Genomic DNA, 17,164 nt, shown 5'->3' with positions numbered 1-17,164 from the left:
CGGCGAAAGCCGGCCTTTTCCGTTTTCGGGATGCCGGTTCGGCCCGGATGCGGGTAGTGCCGGCCGCTGGCCGGCTCCTCATGAACCCATCCGGATATGCCGGCCGGTGTGCCGACCAACGGTCGGCACCTACCTACATCGAGCGGCTGATGGTGAAGCTGCCGAACACCGGCGCTTCGCGCTGGCCGTTGAACTCGCGCGTGCTGTGGTAACGCGCCGCAGCGAACTTCCAGCGTCCGTACATCACCGCCACGCCATAGCCGCCGTAGGCCACCACATGGCGCTTGTCCACACTGTGACTGTTGCGGAACGTGTTGCCATCCAGCGTGATGTCACGGATCACCCAGGCGGCGTCCGAGGTCGCGAACAGGTGCCAGGACCAGCCATTGGGACGGCCGCCGCGGGTCGGCGCAGTGTTCTCACCGGCCGGGCGCAGCGGCGTGCTGCCGAAGTCGTCCGGCAGCTTCCAGCCGAAGCGCACTTCACCGCCGAGATTGGCCTTGGTTTCCAGGTTGCCGATCGATCCACCGTAGTGGCTGATCGCGTCCCAACCCCAGCCGTCGGCATTGACGCTGGCATCGCCCGGCCAGCGGCGCATGCGCTCATGGGTCAGCATGAACAGCGGCTCGTTGTGCAGCTGGTTGTCCCAGCCCTTGAATTTCTCGTCGCCCAGCACTTCGTGCACGGCATTCTGCACCTGCTTGCCCTGTGCCCACGGGCCAACCACGCCCAGCGTCAGCTGGGTGGTCTGCAGGCGGTCGCCGCTGCGCGCATTGAAACCGAAGTTTGCGATCAGTACGCCGGCGTAAGGGCGGTCGTCCTCAATCAGGTCCCTGCGGCTGAAATCGGTCGGGGTGAAGATGCCCTGGCCGATGCTGAAGATCATGTTCTGCTGTTCGAACTTGCCCGGATGCAGCCCTTCCAGGTACTGGTTCACCCAGCGGGCCATGCGTGGCAGGCAGGGGTCGTCGGTGTAATCGACCAGATTGGGCGAGACCAGGGTCAACAGTGCACCATTGGTATAGCCCTGGTCCTGGTGGCGGCCGCCGAACAGGTCGTTGTCAACGCGGAAATTGACCTGCGGAGGGTGGTCGCGCATCGCGTCCGGGCCACATTGTTCGGCCGCCTGGGCGGCGAGGGGGAGGGCAGCAGCCAGCAGGCCGGACAGCCCGAGGGCTGCAAGGCGGCGTTGGGAAGGGGGGCTCATGTGGAGGTTTTTTCTGTCTGTCGTTATATGCCGCGACACGGTACTCGTGCGGGCGTGATGGAACGAGCGCGTTCGAATCACTTGTCTGTTCCGAAAACGACATTGTCTCGTGAAGACAATCCTGCACTGTCCTGCGGCGCCCCAAGGGGCAACGGCCAATGCTGAACGGCCGTTCAGCTGCAACGCAGCGACTCACCGGTGCACTGTTTGACGTTGATGAATACTCTTGGGTTTGTTGGCCTGCGGCCCGATAATGGGGGCATGGAAATCAAGTCCGACAACCCCGACCACGGCTTCCAGTTCCCCGGCCAGTTCGAGCTCAGTGCCATGGGCCCGGCCAACCGCGGCCTGGAACATGAGCTTCCCCGCCTGCTGCTGGCTGCCGGCATCGATGTGGTGAATGAACGCATCAGCTGGAAGCATTCCTCCAACGGCAAGTACGTGTCCGTGCGCATCGTGTTCAAGGCCGAGAGCCGCGAACAGTACGACCTGGCGCACCAGGCACTGCGCGACCACCCGGAAGTGAAGTGGACGCTGTAGCCGACAGCTGCCCGGCCGAAGCCGCCCCGGAAGACCGCGCGCCGCGCCCGGCGCTGGTCCGCGACCTCGGCCGCCAGGCCTATGAACCGGTGTGGCGCGCCATGCAGCGCTTCACCGACCAGCGCAGCGAGGCCGACGCCGATGAGCTGTGGGTGGTCGAGCACGACCCGGTATTCACCCTGGGCCAGGCCGGCAAGGACGAGCATGTGCTGGCGCCGGGCGAGATCCCGGTGCTGCACGTGGACCGCGGCGGCCAGGTGACCTATCACGGCCCCGGCCAGCTGGTGGTCTATCCGCTGCTGCGCCTGCCACGGCTGGGCATCGGTGTGCGCGACTACGTGTGCCGCATCGAGCAGGCCATCATCGATACCCTGGCCGAGTGGAACATCGGCGCCGAACGCCGCGAGGGCGCCCCGGGCGTCTATGTTGGTGGCGCCAAGATCGCCGCGCTCGGCATCCGCGTGCGCCGCGGCTGTACCTTCCATGGCCTGGCCTTCAACGTGGCCATGGACCTGGAACCTTTCCACCGTATCAACCCCTGTGGCTATCAGGGGTTGCAGGTGACCTCGGTAGTAGACTTGGGCGGGCCCTCCGGGATGGAGGCCGTCAAGCCGGTGCTGCTGGACCACCTGGCCCGCCAGTTCGGCCTGCTGCTGCAGCCCACGCCCGAACTGCCTGATCTTTCTGCGGCCGCCTGACCGCCCCCCGGAACTGCCATGACTGAAACCACCGCCCGTTCCATTCCCCTGCAGATCGTGCAGGGCGACTCTCCGTCCGCCGCGCCGTTGCAGGCCGGGGTCAAGCAGCTGGGCGGTGACAAGATCAACCGCTCGCCGGTGCAGTTCGCCGACGCGCCGGTACTGCGCAAGCCGTCCTGGATCCGCGTGCGCATTCCTTCGGGCAATGCCGTGCAGAACCTGAAGGCCAAGCTGCGCGAGAACCGCCTGGTGACGGTGTGCGAGGAAGCCAGCTGCCCGAACATCCACGAGTGCTTCGGCCACGGCACGGCAACGTTCATGATCCTCGGCGAGGTCTGCACCCGCCGCTGCTCGTTCTGCGACGTGGCCCACGGCCGCCCGAAGCCGCCGGATGCCAACGAACCGGCCAGCCTCGGCCAGACCGTGGCCGACATGGGGCTGAAGTACGTGGTGGTGACCAGCGTCGACCGCGATGACCTGCGCGACGGCGGTGCCCAGCACTTCGTCGACTGCATCAGCGCCATCCGCGAGAAGTCGCCGGGCACCCGCATCGAAGTGCTGACCCCGGACTTCCGCGGCAAGGGCCGCATGGAGCGCGCGCTGGAGATCCTGGCGCAGAACCCGCCGGATGTGTTCAACCACAACATCGAGACCGTGCCGGACCTGTACCGCAACGTGCGCCCGGGTGCGGACTACCAGTGGTCGCTGAACCTGTTGAAGAACTTCAAGGCGCAGCACCCGGACGTGCCGACCAAGAGCGGCATCATGCTGGGCCTGGGCGAAGAGTTCGAACAGATCAAGGCCACCCTGCGTGACCTGCGCGCGCACGACGTGGACATGATCACCATCGGCCAGTACCTGCAGCCGACCGCGCACCACCACCCGGTGCTGAAGTACTGGACCCCCGAGGACTACAAGGCGCTGGAAGACTACGGCTACGAGCTGGGCTTCAGCCACGTGGCGTCCGGCCCGATGGTGCGCTCGTCGTACCACGCCGACGTGCAGGCCAAGGGCGCCGGGGTCTCCTGACGCCCCAGGCGGGCGCGGCCCGCCACCTTCGGTGGGTGCGAACCTTGGTTCGCACGCCTTTGCCTGCTGTAGAGCCGAGCCCATGCTCGGCTTGCTTGCTGGCGGCCTGCCGAGCAAGGGCTCTGCCGTGCCTTCGCCTGCATTCACAATTTGCTACACCGGCCCGGCTAGGCTGGTTTTCCACCGAGCGCGGCCGGGTGACAAACCCGGCAACTTTCGGCACTGTCGTGGTGTCTTAACACCCCGCAGTCTCCCCCTTGGCAAGGCGCCTCCGAGCACGTCAATGAAATTCAAAGCCCCCGCATTCCTGATGGCCCTGGCGCTGGTCGCGCCGCTGGCGCTGGCGGCCAAGGCCGATTCGCCGGCATTGCCCGCTGCGGCAACCGCCGATCAGGTGACCACCTCCAAGCTGGTGTACGGCCTGCTGTCCGACAGCCGTTACGCCTATCGCCCGCGTGCGCTGGACGAGGCCACCTCCAAGGACGTGTTCAAGCGCTACCTGGAGACGCTGGACGGCGGCAAGCAGTACTTCACCCAGGCCGACGTGGCGCGCTTCGCGCCGTTCGAAGCCAACATTTCCTCGGCCATCCGTGGCGGCGAGCTGGAGCCGGCGTTCCAGGTGTTCGCGGTCTACAAGCAGCGCGTCGGCGAACGCGTGGCCTACGCGCGCAAGCTGCTCAAGCAGGAGCCGGATTTCACCACCGACGAGCGCTTCGAATACGACCGCAAGAAGGTGCCGTGGGCGGCCAGCAGCGCCGAACTGGACGAGCTGTGGCGCAAGTCGGTGAAGAACGACTGGCTGCGCCTGAAGCTGGCTGGCAAGAAGCCGGATGACATCCGCAAGACGCTGGACAAGCGCTACGCGACGCTGGAGAAGTCGGTCAACGAGCTGAAGGGCGAAGACGTCTTCCAGTTCTTCATGAACTCGTACACCAGCGCGGTTGATCCGCACACCGATTACTTCACCCCGCGCACCGCCGAGAACTTCAACCAGGCGATGTCGCTGTCGCTGGAAGGCATCGGTGCGCAGCTGCAGCGCCAGGACGACGTGGTGGTGATCCGCGAGATCATCGCCGGTGGTCCGGCCGCCGTGGATGGCACGCTGAAGCCGGGTGACCGCATCGTCGGCGTTGGCCAGGGCAAGTCCGGTCTGGTCGAGGACGTGATCGGCTGGCGCATCGACGATGTCGTGGCCAAGATCCGCGGCGCCAAGGACACCCAGGTCAAGCTGGAATTCATTCCGGCCGCCGAAGGTGCCGACGGCAAGCACCACACCCTGGTGCTGACCCGGCAGAAGGTGCGCCTGGCCGAACAGGCCGCCAAGGGCGAGACCATGACCATTCCGGCCGCCAACGGCGAGCCGGCACGGAAGATCGGCGTGATCAAGCTGCCGACCTTCTACCAGGACTTCGAAGGCCGTCGCCGCAATGCCGCCGACTATGCCTCGGCTACCCGCGACGTGGCCAAGCTGCTGGCTGGTTTCAAGAACGACAAGCTGGACGGCGTGGTGCTGGACCTGCGCAACAACGGTGGTGGTTCGCTGGATGAAGCCATTGAACTGACTGGTCTGTTCATCGAGCAGGGCCCGGTGGTGCAGGTGCGCGAGTCCGGTGGCCGCGTCACCGTCAACAGCGACCGCAACCAGGGCGTGGCATGGGATGGCCCGCTGGCGGTGCTGATCAACCGCGGTTCGGCCTCGGCTTCGGAAATCTTTGCCGGTGCCATCCAGGATTACGGACGTGGCCTGGTGATCGGTGAGACCAGCTTCGGCAAGGGTACCGTGCAGAACATCGTCGACCTGGACCGTTGGCCGAGTGGCGAGACCCAGCGCTTCGGCCAGGTGAAGCTGACCATCGCCCAGTTCTTCCGCATCAGCGGCAGCAGCACCCAGCACAAGGGTGTGGTGCCGGACCTGGCCTTCCCGGCCAGCGTCGATGCCACCGAATTCGGCGAGAGCACCTACGACAACGCGCTGCCGTGGACCCGCATCGCCGCCGTGCCGCACACCCAGTACGGCAACTTCGCGCCGCTGCTGCCGAAGCTGGAAACCCGCCATGACGCGCGCATCGCCGCCGACAAGGAATTCCAGTGGTGGAACGAGGACGTGCAGCAGTTCCGCACCGAGGCCGCGAAGAAGTACATCTCGCTCAACGAGGCCACCCGCCGCGCCGAGCGTGAGCGCCAGGACACCCAGCGCAAGGAGCGCCAGGCGATGCGCAAGGAACTGGGCCTGGCCCTGGACCCGCTGGCCGATGACAGCAACGACGACGGCCTGACTGGCAACGAGCGCGACATCGTCAAGGATGCAGCGCGCGAGAAGGCCGCCGAGAAGCGTCCGGACCCGCTGCTGCGCGAGTCGGCCTCGATCCTGGCCGATGCGGTGAACCTGCTGGCCAATGATCGCCCGCTGTCGGCGCAGGTGCTGCCGCAGTCGACCGGCGCTGGTCGCTGGGCCGACTGAGCCGGCGACGGCATGTGATACCCGAGGGGCCGGCATTGCCGGCCCTTCTGCGTAAAAGGGGACGGAGGGGATTAAGTCGTTTGTGGCACAAGCGACTTAATCCCCTCCGTCCCCTTTTCTGTGCATGAACCGGCAGCAACGGGGTGGCTCGGTCACGCCGGTTTCGACCTGCCGCACACGGCCGCAGGACTACCCTTGGCGGTACCGTCCTCGCAGGAGTACCCATGCGGGCCTCCCGTCTTTCCAGTGCTGCCGTGGCGCTCGCCAGCGCCCTGATCCTGTCGGCCTGTGGTGGCCGCGCCGCCGACAGCACGTTGCTGCGCGAATCCTTTGATTCCGGCGACACCTTCTCGCGCACCGTCGATGGCCGTCCCGGTGACGCCTGCGAGGCCGCGCGGCGCACCCTGCTCAGCCAGGGCTACGCCATCGCCCGCTCCGACGAGGCACAGGTGGAGGGCAACAAGAATTTCCAGCCACGCGAGGACGACCACGAGCAGCTGGTGCTGCGCATCTCCTGCGCGCCGCGTGGCAGCCAGACGCTGGTGTTCGTCAGCGCGGTGCAGGACCGCTACGCGCTGAAGAAGAGCCCGACGTCGGCCAGCGTGGGCGTGGGTGCATTGGGCTCGGTGTCGCTGCCGTTCGGCAGCAATGACGATTCGCTGGTGAAAGTGGCCAGCAGCACCGTCACCGATGCCGGGTTCTATCAGCGCTTCTTCCAGCGCCTGCAACAGTACCTGCCGGCGGATGCCGGCAAACCCGCGCCGCCCGCGCCTGCATCGTCCGAGCCCGCACCGGCCCGCAGCACGGATCAAGGGTGATCGTGCGCGGCAGGTTGATGGGCGTGGCACTCCTGCTGATGCCCGCGCTGGGCATTGCGTCCGCAACGCCGGACTGCACGCAGGGCCTGCTGCAGCGGCTGGGATGGCGCTTTGACGAGGTCACGGCCGGTGCACCACAGGTGCACGGCGGCCCGGTGTGTACACGTGCCTCGCTGGCTGAAGCACAGGCGGCAGGCGATCTGCGCGTGGGGTGGCCGGCCGGAATGTCCGCTGCAGCACGCCAGGCGTTGCTGCAACAATTGCTGGACGATCCGGCCACGGTCTGTGCCTATGCGTTCCAGCTGGGCGCAGCCACGCAACGTGCGGCCTCGGCACTGCAGGACAATCCCACCTTCCGCTTCTCCGGCCCGCAGCTGGGCTGGATCGGCTTCGGCCTGCAGGGCCCACGCGCGCAAGGCTGGCAGCGCACGCGCAGTTTCGGTCGTGGCTTCGTGCCGAGCGCGGGCAACAGTCATGCACTGGAGGCGTTCTACAGCGGTGCCGTGCGCGCCGAATGCGGGGTCGGCCGCCAGGTCGCGCAGTTGGCCACGCAACGAGAGCTGTATGGCGATGCCGCGTTCGATACGGAGTTCGCAGCGGATGAACTGTCGATCGGCACCTTCCTCGCCCTGCATGACACCGACAGCATCCTGCTCGGCGCACATGCAGGCGACTTCTTCGCCGATGGCAAAGCGGTGCGCACCTCGGCGATGGGACGGCAGGCCTTCGTCGGCGTGCCCGGTTTCATCGAACATGTGTACGACAAGAGCACGCTGGACGATCTGAGCAACCAGGCCGAGAACTTCGTGGTGGTCGATGTGGGTGCAGACGCTGCGCAGGCACTGGCGATGCACGGTGGGCTGGCCTGGTACGACCAGCGCAATGTCGAACTCTGGAAACTCGCGCAGGGCATCCCGCGCATCGGCCAGCGCTACTTCGAGCGCCTGCTGTTCGAGCGCGATCCCAACCTTCGTGCACGGCTGGAACCGCGCTACCACGCCACGCTGGAACGCATGGACCAGCTGCTGGACGATCCGTTCTACCAGCAGTTCGTGATCTATGTGCACCCACGCGGTATACGTCCCATCGGCTACCACGTCGCCCGCCTGCTTGATCGCAACCCGCGAACGCCGTTTTCGATCGACCTGGCGGTGCACAATCTGCATACCACGCTCTACCGGCGTTGGCGCGAGGCGCAGCTGCGCCACTGCGCGGCTACCGGCAGGCCAGGCAGCCTGACCCTAGACCCCAACTGAAGGTGAAACAATGGACATTGCAATGATCGGCCTCGGCCGCATGGGCGCCAACATGGCCCAGCGCCTGCATCGTGGCGGCCACCGCGTGGTCGGCTACGACCCGGGCGAAGGCGCCCGCCAGCGCGCCGCCGAGGCTGGCCTGGAGGTGGTTGATTCGCTGGCCGCCGCGGTTGCCGCGCTGCCGGTGCCGCGCGTGGTGTGGCTGATGGTGCCGGCCGGCGAAACCGTCGACCAGACCCTGGGCCAGCTGACCCCGCACCTGGCCGAAGGTGACATCGTCATCGACGGCGGCAACTCCAACTACCAGGACTCGATCCGCCGCGCCAAGGCCCTGGCCGAAGACGATCTGGGCTACGTCGACTGCGGCACCAGCGGTGGCGTGTGGGGCCTGCAGGAAGGCTACAGCCTGATGGTCGGTGGTGAAGCGTCGGTGGTGGAGCAGATCGCACCGCTGCTGCGCACGCTGGCACCGGCCGAAGACCGCGGCTGGGCGCGTGTCGGCCCGTCTGGGGCTGGCCACTTCACCAAGATGGTCCACAACGGCATCGAATACGGAATGATGCAGGCCTACGCCGAAGGCTTCGCGCTGATGGAGCGCAAGCAGGAAATGGAACTGGACCTGGCCCAGGTCGCCGACGTCTGGCGCCACGGCAGCGTGGTGCGTTCGTGGCTGCTGGACCTGAGCACCGAAGCCCTCAAGCGCAATCCCTCGCTGGATGGCATCGCCCCGTACGTGGAGGACTCCGGTGAAGGCCGCTGGACGGTCGCCGAAGCCATCGCGCTGGACGTGCCGGCACCGGTGATCACCCTGTCGCTGCTGGAACGCCTGCGGTCGCGCGAATCGAATTCGTTCACCGATCGCCTGCTGTCGGCGATGCGCAATGAATTCGGCGGCCACGCCATCAAGAAGTCGTAAGCACTGCGGTGGGGTCAGAGCCCTTCGGCGTTGCCGAAGGGATCCGACCCCAAGCAGATCGGGGTCGGATCCCTTTCCGCAGGAAAGGGCTCTAAACCCATGCAGCCAGTCGAGCACGGTTCGACTCTAGAAGAGCCGTTTCCGATCGTTTCCACGTCGATGTGTCGACCAAGGTCGACACCTACCGTCGGGCGCTGGAATCTGTCGAAGGTGGGGTGGGGCCGGTTGCGGGGGCGTGAGCGCCATGGGCCCGAGGCATGCCTCGGGCGGGTTGGGCAGGACGCCCAACCCCGGTCTTGCCGTGTGCGCAGGACAGCGCACACGAGCAAGGCGCGACCGAGCCTACATGGACGTATTTACGGCGTCCCCCGCAACCGGACCCATCCCGCCATCTCACGGATAGCTTGCTTTTGTCGTTGACGTTGACGTTGCCGTTGATTCGGCAGGTGCAGGGCGCAGCCCTGCCGGTCACCCCAACGCGATTCGCCGCCCTTCGCGCGCGCTGTCCATGCCGGCCTGCAGCAACCGCATCAACTGCAGTGCCTGCACCGGACTGACCGTCGGCTCGCCATCGCCGTGCATCGCCGCCGCAAACTGCGAATACAGCCGCCGGTAGTCGCCCGGCAGGTTGTCCACGGTACTGCGCTGCACATTGTCCTCTGCATCGCAGCGCACCAACTCGCCGTGCCGTGGGTCGATGCCCCAGCCCGGCGCCCCTGGCGCAACACCGCGCCGCAGCTGTGCCTCCTGCACGTCCAGCCCATGCTTGATCCAGCTGCCACGACTGCCATGCACACTGAAGTGCGGCGTGGGGGCCGCCACCAGCGAACCGGCATGCACGATCGCGCGATGCCACGGGTAGTGCAGTACCGCGTGGAAGTAATCGATGCCGCTGCCGCCTTCGCGCTGCACGGCCAGATCGGCATCGATCGCCTCGGGCCAGCCGAACAGCGCCAGCATCTGGTCCAGCAGATGCGGGCCAAGGTCGTACCACAGGCCACTGCCCGGGCCGTCCTGTTCGCGCCAGCGGTCGCGCACCTGCGGCCGGTAGCGGTCGAAGTGCGCGTGGCACTCGGCCACGTCACCGAGCGTGCCTTCGGCCAGCAGCGCCTGCAGGGTGAGGAAATCCGCATCGAAACGCCGGTTCTGGAACACGGTGGCGATGCGTCCGGCATCACGTGCCGCAGCCAGCACCGCTACGGCTTCAGCGACATCCAGCGCGAACGGCTTGTCGACCAGCACATGCTTGCCCGCGGCCAATGCCGCGATCGCCAGCGGTGCATGTTGTGCGTTCGGTGTGGCGATCACCACCGCGTCCACCGCCGGGTCGTCGAACACCTCCTGCGGCGTGGCGCGCACGTGCACGTCGCTGAACGCGCGCAGCAACGTGTCGCGCTGCGAACTGACGATGCTGTGCAGCACCAGGCCCGGCGTGTGCTGGATCAGCGGCGCATGGAAGACGCGGCCGGCGAAGCCGTAGCCGATCAGGGCCAGTTGCAGGTCGGGGCGCATGAGAGGCCTCCGGCAGTGGGAAGGGCAGGGTAAACGAGGACTGCTGGCAGTCCAAAACTGAACCGTTGCCGTTGGAAACGTTTCGATTCACGGCGGCATGACCGCAACGCCACGCCTGCTCTACGGCCGCGTGTCCAGACTGGCAGCACATCCCGAAGGAGTACGACACGATGAGCAATACCACCCGCACGCTGATTGCTTCCGCCCTGACCCTGGGCCTGGCGCTGTCCTCCTCGGCTGCGTTCGCCAAGGATCCGGCCGCGAAGAGCCCGCCGACCAGCACCCATCCGGCAACCCATGCCGATCGCCATGACTCCAACGAGCCGGTGACCGATACCTGGATCACCACCAAGGTGAAGGCCGATCTGCTGGCCAGCAGCAACGTTCCGGGCACTGAAATCAAGGTGGAAACCGTGAACGGCGTGGTCAGCCTGAGCGGTGCCGTGGCCACCCAGGCTGAGAAGGACAAGGCGGTCACCACCGCCAAGGGCATCAAGGGCGTGACTCGCGTCGATGCCGCTGCATTGAAGGTCAGCGCTGCTGCCAAGCGCTGACCCCGGTGGGCGCCCCAGGCGGGGCGCCCACCCCCTGTGGAGCCGAGCCATGCTCGGCTCCACAGGAAATGTCGTAACCCGTTCAGGCAACCGCGCTGGAAGCCCCAGACTTGTGACCGCCTGCGCTATATTGCCGGTTCCGCCGCAACCGGGCTCGTCCCGGACAACGCTTCGCGGCTGTGCTGACGAGGAACTATGGCGCTGGTTTTCAGTGACGACATCTGGGACCGTTGGCGATTGCCAGCCTTGGCGCTGGCCGCCGCCGCGATCATCGTGGTGCCGTGGTTGACCCTGCGCAAACTGCAGCAGGACAACGAACAGGCGATGGCCTGGGTCAATCACACCCAGGCCGTCGGCGTAGCCTTGCAGCAGCTGCAGGCGGACGTACGCGATGTCGAGTCGGCGGCGCTGACGCTGTCCAAGGGTGTGGACGCGCCGGGGCTGCGCGAGCGCATGGCCAAGGCCAACGACATTCCCGGGCGCCTGGCCGAACTGGGCCGGATGACCCGCGACAATCCTGACCAGCTGATCCGCATCGGCCGTATCGAGTCGATGCTGGAAGGGCGCATGGCGCTTGCCCGTGAGCTGGCCAAGTCTGAGCCCAACAGTGATCAGCGCGGGCTGGTGAAGGACCTGAGCACGCGCTATCCGATTCGCGGCCTGGTTGAAGAACTGCAGGCCAGCGAGCAGAAACTGCTGACCCTGCGTGCGGAGCAGGCTGCGCGCCAGCGCAAGCAGACCGAGCTGGTGTCGTGGAGTTCGCTGGTGATCCAGCTGGCGCTGCTCGGCCTGGTGTTGTGGCTGCTGCAGCGGCAGATCGGCCGTCGCCTGCATGCCGAACGGCAATCACTGCGCGCGGCGGCACGTGCCGCGTCGGTACTGCAGACGGTGCGCGAACCGATCGTGCTGCTTGACCGTGACCTGCGTGTACAGCTGCACAACCCTGCCTTCGCCGAGCTGTACGGGCTGCAGGACGAACGTGCCGATGGCCTGCTGCTGGAATCCGTCGGTGATGGTGCGTGGAAGGACACGGTGGTGCGTCAGCGCCTGTCCGACGTGCTCTCGCGTGGTCGGGAGCTGTGGGACTTCGAGCACGAGCAGCGCACTGCCGATGGCATGGCGCGTTACATGCTGCTCAATGCGCGGCGCATGCCGCTGCCGGATACCGATGATGAAGTGGTGCTGCTGACGGTCAGTGACGTGACCATGCAACGTGCGGTTCAGCTGCGCGTGGAAGAGCTGAATCGCCAGCTGGAAGGCAAGGTGGCCCAGGTGTCCGAGGTCAACCGTGAGCTGGAGGCCTTCAGCTACTCGGTGTCGCACGACCTGCGCGCACCGCTGCGCCACGTGGCCGGTTTCTCCGACAAGCTGTCGCGCCACCTCGGCGACGCTGCCGACGACAAGAGCCGCCATTACCTGGAAGTGATCTCCAGTTCGGCCCGTCGCATGGCGGCACTGATCGACGACCTGCTGGTCTACTCGCGGCTGGGCCGCGCGGCGATGCGCCAGCAGGCGGTGGACATGCAGTCGCTGGTGGCCGATACCCGTGCGATGCTCGATTCCAACCTGCAGGCGGAGGCCGAAAGCAGCGGCCACGCGCACCAGGTGGAGTGGAGCATCGCGCCGCTGCCGATCGTGGTGGCGGACGAGAACATGATCCGCCAGGTCTGGCTGAACCTGCTCGGCAATGCGGTGAAGTACTCGGGCAACCGCGAGCCGGCGAAGATCCGCGTGGATTACCAGCCGCAGCCCGATGGCGGTCATCAGTTCACGGTCAGCGACAATGGTGCAGGCTTTGACATGGCCTACGCCGGCAAGCTGTTTGGTGTGTTCCAGCGCCTGCACAAGGCCAGTGACTACCCGGGTACCGGCATCGGCCTGGCCAGCGTGCGCCGCGTGCTGACCCGCCATGGCGGCCGTATCTGGGCCGAGGCCGAACCGGACGTCGGCGCCACCTTCCACTTCTACCTGCCTCCCGCGATCGATGCGGACAAACAAGGGCCTTCTGCATGACCACTCTGCGCACCATTCTTCTCGCCGAAGACAGCCCGGCTGATGCCGAAATGGCGATCGACGCCCTGGAAGAGGCGCGTCTGGCCAATCCCATCGTGCACGTCGAAGACGGCGTGGAAGTGATGGACTACCTGTTGCGCCGTGGTGCCTTCGCCAATCGCGAGGAAGGCCTGCCGGCGGTGCTGTTGCTGGACATCAAGATGCCGCGCATGGATGGGCTGGAAGTGCTGCGGCAGATCCGCGAGCACGAAGAACTCAAGCGCCTGCCGGTGGTGATCCTGTCGTCCTCACGGGAGGAAAGCGACCTGGCCCGCAGCTGGGACATGGGCGTGAACGCCTATGTGGTCAAGCCGGTCGACGTGGACCAGTTCTTCGGCGCGGTGCAGACCCTGGGCAAGTTCTGGGCGTTGATCAACCAGGCACCGGAACTCGAGTGAGCCCATGCCCCTGACCGGTCCCGCCCTGGGGGCGCTGCGCATCCTGCTGGTGGAAGACTCACCGGAAGATGCCGAGCTGATGTCTGAACAGATGCTCGACGCGGGCCTGGAAGCCCGCTTCGAGCGTGTCGAGAGCGAGGCCGAACTACGCCAGGCACTGGCCAGGTTCCAGCCGGACATCGTGCTGTCCGACCTGAGCATGCCGGGGTTCTCCGGTGATGACGCGCTGCGCATCGTGCGCGAGACCTCGCCGGAAGTGCCCTTCATCTTCGTCTCCGGCACCATGGGTGAGGAGAACGCAGTGGCGGCGCTGCAGAAGGGCGCCAACGATTACATCATCAAGCACCTGCCGGCGCGCCTGCCGTCGGCGGTGGCGCGTGCGATCCGCGATGCACGCAGCGCGGTGGAGCGTGCACGGGTGGAAACCGAACTGATGCGCGCGCAGCGCCTGGAAAGCCTGTCGCTGCTTGCCGCCGGCCTCAGCCATGACCTGCGCAACATCCTGCAGCCGTTGCTGATCATGCCGGACCTGCTGAAGGCGCGTACCGAGGATCCGCAGCTGCACCATCTGGCCGATGTCATCGCCGAGTGCGGCCGGCGTGGCCACGAGATGGCCGAATCAATGCTGTCGTTCGTGCGCGGTTCGCGCAAGCCGAGCGAGCGCATCGAGATCGATGGCCTGTTCGATGCGGTGGCGCTGCTGTTGCGCAGCAACGTGCCCGATGCCGTGCGCCTGGAACTGCAGGTGCAGGACGAAGGCCTGGTGGTCGACGCCAACTACACCGAACTGCAGCAGGTGATGCTGAACCTGGCGCTCAACGCGATCCAGGCGATGCCCAATGGCGGCCGCCTGAGCCTGACCGCCAGCCATGCCGGCCAGCGCGATGGCGTGGACTGGATGCACATCCGGGTCGCCGACGAAGGCATCGGCATGGATGCGGACACGCTGTCGCACCTGTTCAATCCGTTCTTCACCACCAAGGCCGATGGCACGGGCCTGGGCCTGATTTCCTGCAAGCGCATCGTTGAAGGCGCCGGCGGCAGCATCCACGTCAGCAGCCAGCCGGGGCAGGGCACCTGCTTCGAACTGCGGCTGCCGATGCACGAGGCCATCGATGGCAGCGAGCCGATCGAGCAGCTGGTGGCGCTGGGCAGCGGCCAGTCGATCCTGGTGGTCGATGGCGAAGCCACGCGCCTGTCGCTGCTCGGCAACGCGCTGTCCAGCCAGGGCTACCAGTTGCAGCTGGCCTCCGATGGCCCGGCGGCGCTGCGCTGGATGCAGCAGGAGGCGATGCCGGCGCTGGTGATTGCCGATGCTGGCTCCAAGCTGCTGCCGGCCAGCCAGCTGCTGGGCGAGATGGCGACGTTGGGCTATCGCGGCCCCGCGCTGGTGCTGGAGGATGCGGCAGTGACGGTACCGGCCGATACGTTCCCTGCGGGTGTCGAGGTGCATGTGCTGCACAAGCCGCTGCAGATGCAGCAGGTCTTCCGCGCGGTGGCCGAAGCGCTGGGCTGATGCCGCGGTAGTGCCGGCCGCTGGCCGGCATCCGCGTGCGGTGGGATCACTGCGGTTGCCGGCCAGCGGCCGGCACTACCGGTCCAGGGTTTCCCAGGGGAACCGTGGCAGCGCATCCACCGCCTGTTCCAACCGCCGCGACCAGTTCTGGTGGATGTCTGCATACAGCGCTGAATCCGCGCCCAGCCGCAGCTGCTGGCCGATGCGCAACTCGCCGTCGCGCAGCAGCGCCAGGTCGATCGGCAGGCCCACCGACAGGTTGGAACGGATGGTGGAGTCCAGCGAGACGATGGCCGTGCGCGCGGCATCCTCCAGGTGTGTGGCCGGGCTGAGGATGCGGTCGAGGATCGGCTTGCCGTACTTGGATTCACCGATCTGCAGGTACGGCGTCTCCGGCGAGGCGGCGATGGCGTTGCCGAGCGGATAGATCATGTACAGCCCGGGGCGCTCGCCGGCGATCTGGCCGCCGAAGATCAGCGTGGCCTGGGTATTGACCCCATCGTGGCCATGTTCGCTGTGGTTGCTGTGCACCTGGCTGTCCACCAGCAGCTGGCCGACGTACTCGGCGGCTTCGAACAGGTGGGTTATGTCGCGCAGGTTGGGCGCGCGCCCTTCGTCGGCATCGCGCCCCAGGCGCGACACCAGCAGCTGGGTGGTGGCCAGGTTGCCAGCCGCCATCAGCACGTAGGCTGCCTGGCCGGGGTACTCGAACACGTGCAGCTTGCGGTGCACGCGCACATCGTCCAGCGAGGCATTGGTCCGGGTGTCGGCAGCGAAGACCAGGCCTTCGTCCACCTCGATTCCAACGCAATAGGTCATGTCGGTGCCCTATCATGTGCGTCCCGGATTGTAGGCAGGCCGCCGTGACGACGGCATGTCCACGCCCCCCAAGTGCCGTCACCTGAACCGCATGACCACCGTGCTCCTGAGCCTGGGCAGCAACGTCCAGCCCCGTCGCTACCTCCACGCCGCGGTGGCGGCCCTGCGCGAGCGCTTCGGCGCGCTGCAGGTGTCGCCCGCCTACCGTACCGCCGCGGTCGGCTTCGATGGCCCGGCCTTCCTCAACAATGCGGTGGCGATCGAAACCGACCTGCCGCTGCAGGAACTGGACGACTGGCTGCATGCGCTGGAAGACGCACACGGCCGCGACCGTAGCGGGCCGCGCTTCTCCGACCGGACCCTGGACATCGACGTGGTGTTCTACGGGGATCTGGTGGTGGAAGGTCCCGGCCACCTGCGCATTCCGCGCCCGGAGCTGAAGCATGCCTTCGTGCTGAAGCCGCTGGCCGACATCGCGCCGGGCTTCATCGACCCGGTCAGCGGGCAGGACCTGGCCACGTTGTGGCGTGCGCACAGACAGTTTGGCGAGACGTTCGAGGTGGTGGACCTGGAATGAGGGTGGTTGCCGGCCAGCGGCCGGCACTACCGGTAGTGCCGGCCGCTGGCCGGCAACATTTCAACTGACCGTACGCCCGCCATCCACGCGCAGGGTATGGCCAGTGACGAAGCTGGCTTCGGCCACCAGCCAGTACACCGCCTCGGCGATCTCCTCGACGGTGCCGATCCGCGCCAGCGGTGTACGCGCCAGCAGCGCTTCGCGGGCGAAATCGTCCTTGCCCTGTTCCGGCCACAGGATCGCCCCCGGCGCTACCGCATTGACCCGCACCTTCGGCGCCAGCTCCAGCGCCAGCGAGCGGGTGGCCATCTCCAGCGCGGCCTTGGCCATGGTGTAGGCGATGTGGTCGCGCATCGGGTCGGTGCCGTGCAGGTCGGTCAGGTTGACGATGCAGCCCTGCTGGCGGCGCAGGTAGGGCGCCGCCGCCTGTGACAGCAGCAGCGGCGCACGTGCATTGACCGCATACAGCTCGTCCATCGCTTCGGCGGTGACCTGGCCGAGCGGGGTGGGGAAGAAGTTGGAGGCGTTGTTGACCAGCGCATCCAGCCGGCCGAAGTGGGTGGCGGCCTGTTCCACCAGGTCGGCCAGGGCGTCGGCGTCACGCAGGTCGGCCTGCAGGGCCAGCACGCTGCCGGGGCGCACGTTGTCGAAATCGAACGCGGCCTGCTGCAGCTCGGCGCTGGAGGTGTTGGCGTGCAGCACCACCGACCAGCCACAGGCATGGAACTGGCGGGCGATGGCCGCACCGATCCGGCGCGCGCTGCCGGTGATCAGGACCACGGGGTGGGTGTCGCTCATCGAGGGTCCTCCA

16 protein-coding genes are annotated in these 17,164 nt (G+C 66.8%); 12 read left to right on the top strand and 4 right to left on the bottom strand.

Annotated elements, in window-relative coordinates; genetic code table 11:
- Window positions 1-133: 133 nt before the first annotated feature.
- On the bottom strand, window positions 134-1,207 hold the full coding sequence (locus SriyCCGPB3_RS18300; protein ID WP_125893453.1) for a lipid A deacylase LpxR family protein: 1,074 nt from the start codon (window positions 1,205-1,207) through the stop codon (window positions 134-136).
- A gap of 261 nt (window positions 1,208-1,468) precedes the next feature.
- On the opposite strand from SriyCCGPB3_RS18300, the gene SriyCCGPB3_RS18295 reads away from it, so the two are divergent.
- The 7 genes from SriyCCGPB3_RS18295 to gnd all read left to right on the top strand — a co-directional run bounded on the left by SriyCCGPB3_RS18295 (window position 1,469) and on the right by gnd (window position 8,925).
- Complete coding sequence (locus tag SriyCCGPB3_RS18295) at window positions 1,469-1,747, top strand: YbeD family protein (RefSeq protein WP_005411067.1); 279 nt, start codon at window positions 1,469-1,471, stop codon at window positions 1,745-1,747.
- Entirely contained in the window at window positions 1,735-2,445 is a 711-nt protein-coding gene (gene lipB, locus SriyCCGPB3_RS18290) for a lipoyl(octanoyl) transferase LipB (protein ID WP_032130311.1), read from the top strand. The genes SriyCCGPB3_RS18295 and lipB overlap by 13 nt, the downstream gene beginning before the upstream one ends.
- An 18-nt stretch (window positions 2,446-2,463) precedes the next feature.
- Window positions 2,464-3,474 (top strand): lipoyl synthase, encoded by a 1,011-nt coding sequence (lipA, locus tag SriyCCGPB3_RS18285; protein ID WP_180855313.1) that lies wholly within the window; start codon window positions 2,464-2,466, stop codon window positions 3,472-3,474.
- Window positions 3,475-3,757: 283 nt separating this feature from the next.
- Window positions 3,758-5,935, top strand: a complete 2,178-nt coding sequence (locus tag SriyCCGPB3_RS18280) for a carboxy terminal-processing peptidase (RefSeq protein WP_049429375.1) — start codon at window positions 3,758-3,760, stop codon at window positions 5,933-5,935.
- A gap of 224 nt (window positions 5,936-6,159) precedes the next feature.
- Entirely contained in the window at window positions 6,160-6,753 is a 594-nt protein-coding gene (locus SriyCCGPB3_RS18275; RefSeq protein ID WP_164162861.1) for a DUF2242 domain-containing protein, read from the top strand.
- Between the two features lie 17 nt (window positions 6,754-6,770).
- Entirely contained in the window at window positions 6,771-8,009 is a 1,239-nt protein-coding gene (locus SriyCCGPB3_RS18270) for a hypothetical protein (protein ID WP_164162860.1), read from the top strand.
- A gap of 10 nt (window positions 8,010-8,019) precedes the next feature.
- Window positions 8,020-8,925 carry a phosphogluconate dehydrogenase (NAD(+)-dependent, decarboxylating) gene (gene gnd / locus SriyCCGPB3_RS18265; protein WP_133935587.1) on the top strand — a complete coding sequence of 302 codons (906 nt, stop codon included), beginning with the start codon at window positions 8,020-8,022 and terminating at the stop codon, window positions 8,923-8,925.
- A gap of 468 nt (window positions 8,926-9,393) precedes the next feature.
- Here the strand turns inward: gnd and SriyCCGPB3_RS18260 are convergent, their stop codons facing one another.
- Window positions 9,394-10,437 carry an oxidoreductase gene (locus tag SriyCCGPB3_RS18260; RefSeq protein WP_350259602.1) on the bottom strand — a complete coding sequence of 348 codons (1,044 nt, stop codon included), beginning with the start codon at window positions 10,435-10,437 and terminating at the stop codon, window positions 9,394-9,396.
- 170 nt (window positions 10,438-10,607) lie between these two features.
- On the opposite strand from SriyCCGPB3_RS18260, the gene SriyCCGPB3_RS18255 reads away from it, so the two are divergent.
- The 4 genes from SriyCCGPB3_RS18255 to SriyCCGPB3_RS18240 all read left to right on the top strand — a co-directional run bounded on the left by SriyCCGPB3_RS18255 (window position 10,608) and on the right by SriyCCGPB3_RS18240 (window position 14,957).
- Entirely contained in the window at window positions 10,608-10,991 is a 384-nt protein-coding gene (locus SriyCCGPB3_RS18255) for a BON domain-containing protein (protein ID WP_006470382.1), read from the top strand.
- 195 nt (window positions 10,992-11,186) lie between these two features.
- The gene (locus SriyCCGPB3_RS18250; protein WP_110713717.1) at window positions 11,187-13,004 is read left to right on the top strand and encodes a sensor histidine kinase; all 1,818 of its coding nucleotides are present in this window, start codon (window positions 11,187-11,189) and stop codon (window positions 13,002-13,004) included.
- A complete protein-coding gene (locus tag SriyCCGPB3_RS18245; protein WP_005411057.1) occupies window positions 13,001-13,441 on the top strand; it encodes a response regulator in 441 nt (146 codons plus the stop codon). Before SriyCCGPB3_RS18250 ends, SriyCCGPB3_RS18245 begins: the two co-directional genes overlap by 4 nt.
- Before the next feature lie 4 nt (window positions 13,442-13,445).
- Window positions 13,446-14,957 carry an ATP-binding response regulator gene (locus SriyCCGPB3_RS18240; RefSeq protein ID WP_164162132.1) on the top strand — a complete coding sequence of 504 codons (1,512 nt, stop codon included), beginning with the start codon at window positions 13,446-13,448 and terminating at the stop codon, window positions 14,955-14,957.
- 75 nt (window positions 14,958-15,032) lie between these two features.
- Here the strand turns inward: SriyCCGPB3_RS18240 and SriyCCGPB3_RS18235 are convergent, their stop codons facing one another.
- Complete coding sequence (locus tag SriyCCGPB3_RS18235) at window positions 15,033-15,776, bottom strand: 20S proteasome subunit A/B (RefSeq protein WP_110713713.1); 744 nt, start codon at window positions 15,774-15,776, stop codon at window positions 15,033-15,035.
- Window positions 15,777-15,867: 91 nt separating this feature from the next.
- On the opposite strand from SriyCCGPB3_RS18235, the gene folK reads away from it, so the two are divergent.
- A complete protein-coding gene (folK, locus tag SriyCCGPB3_RS18230; protein WP_110713711.1) occupies window positions 15,868-16,353 on the top strand; it encodes a 2-amino-4-hydroxy-6-hydroxymethyldihydropteridine diphosphokinase in 486 nt (161 codons plus the stop codon).
- A gap of 60 nt (window positions 16,354-16,413) precedes the next feature.
- On the opposite strand, the gene SriyCCGPB3_RS18225 is transcribed toward folK, so the two are convergent.
- On the bottom strand, window positions 16,414-17,151 hold the full coding sequence (locus tag SriyCCGPB3_RS18225) for a pteridine reductase (RefSeq protein WP_350259601.1): 738 nt from the start codon (window positions 17,149-17,151) through the stop codon (window positions 16,414-16,416).
- Between the last annotated feature and the right edge of the window lie 13 nt (window positions 17,152-17,164).

The sequence above is a fragment of the Stenotrophomonas riyadhensis genome, from assembly GCF_040256885.1.
Taxonomy (GTDB): Bacteria; Pseudomonadota; Gammaproteobacteria; order Xanthomonadales; family Xanthomonadaceae; genus Stenotrophomonas; species Stenotrophomonas riyadhensis.
Note: the sequence above shows the minus strand (reverse complement) of the source record. Positions and strands in the feature narration are given on the sequence as shown.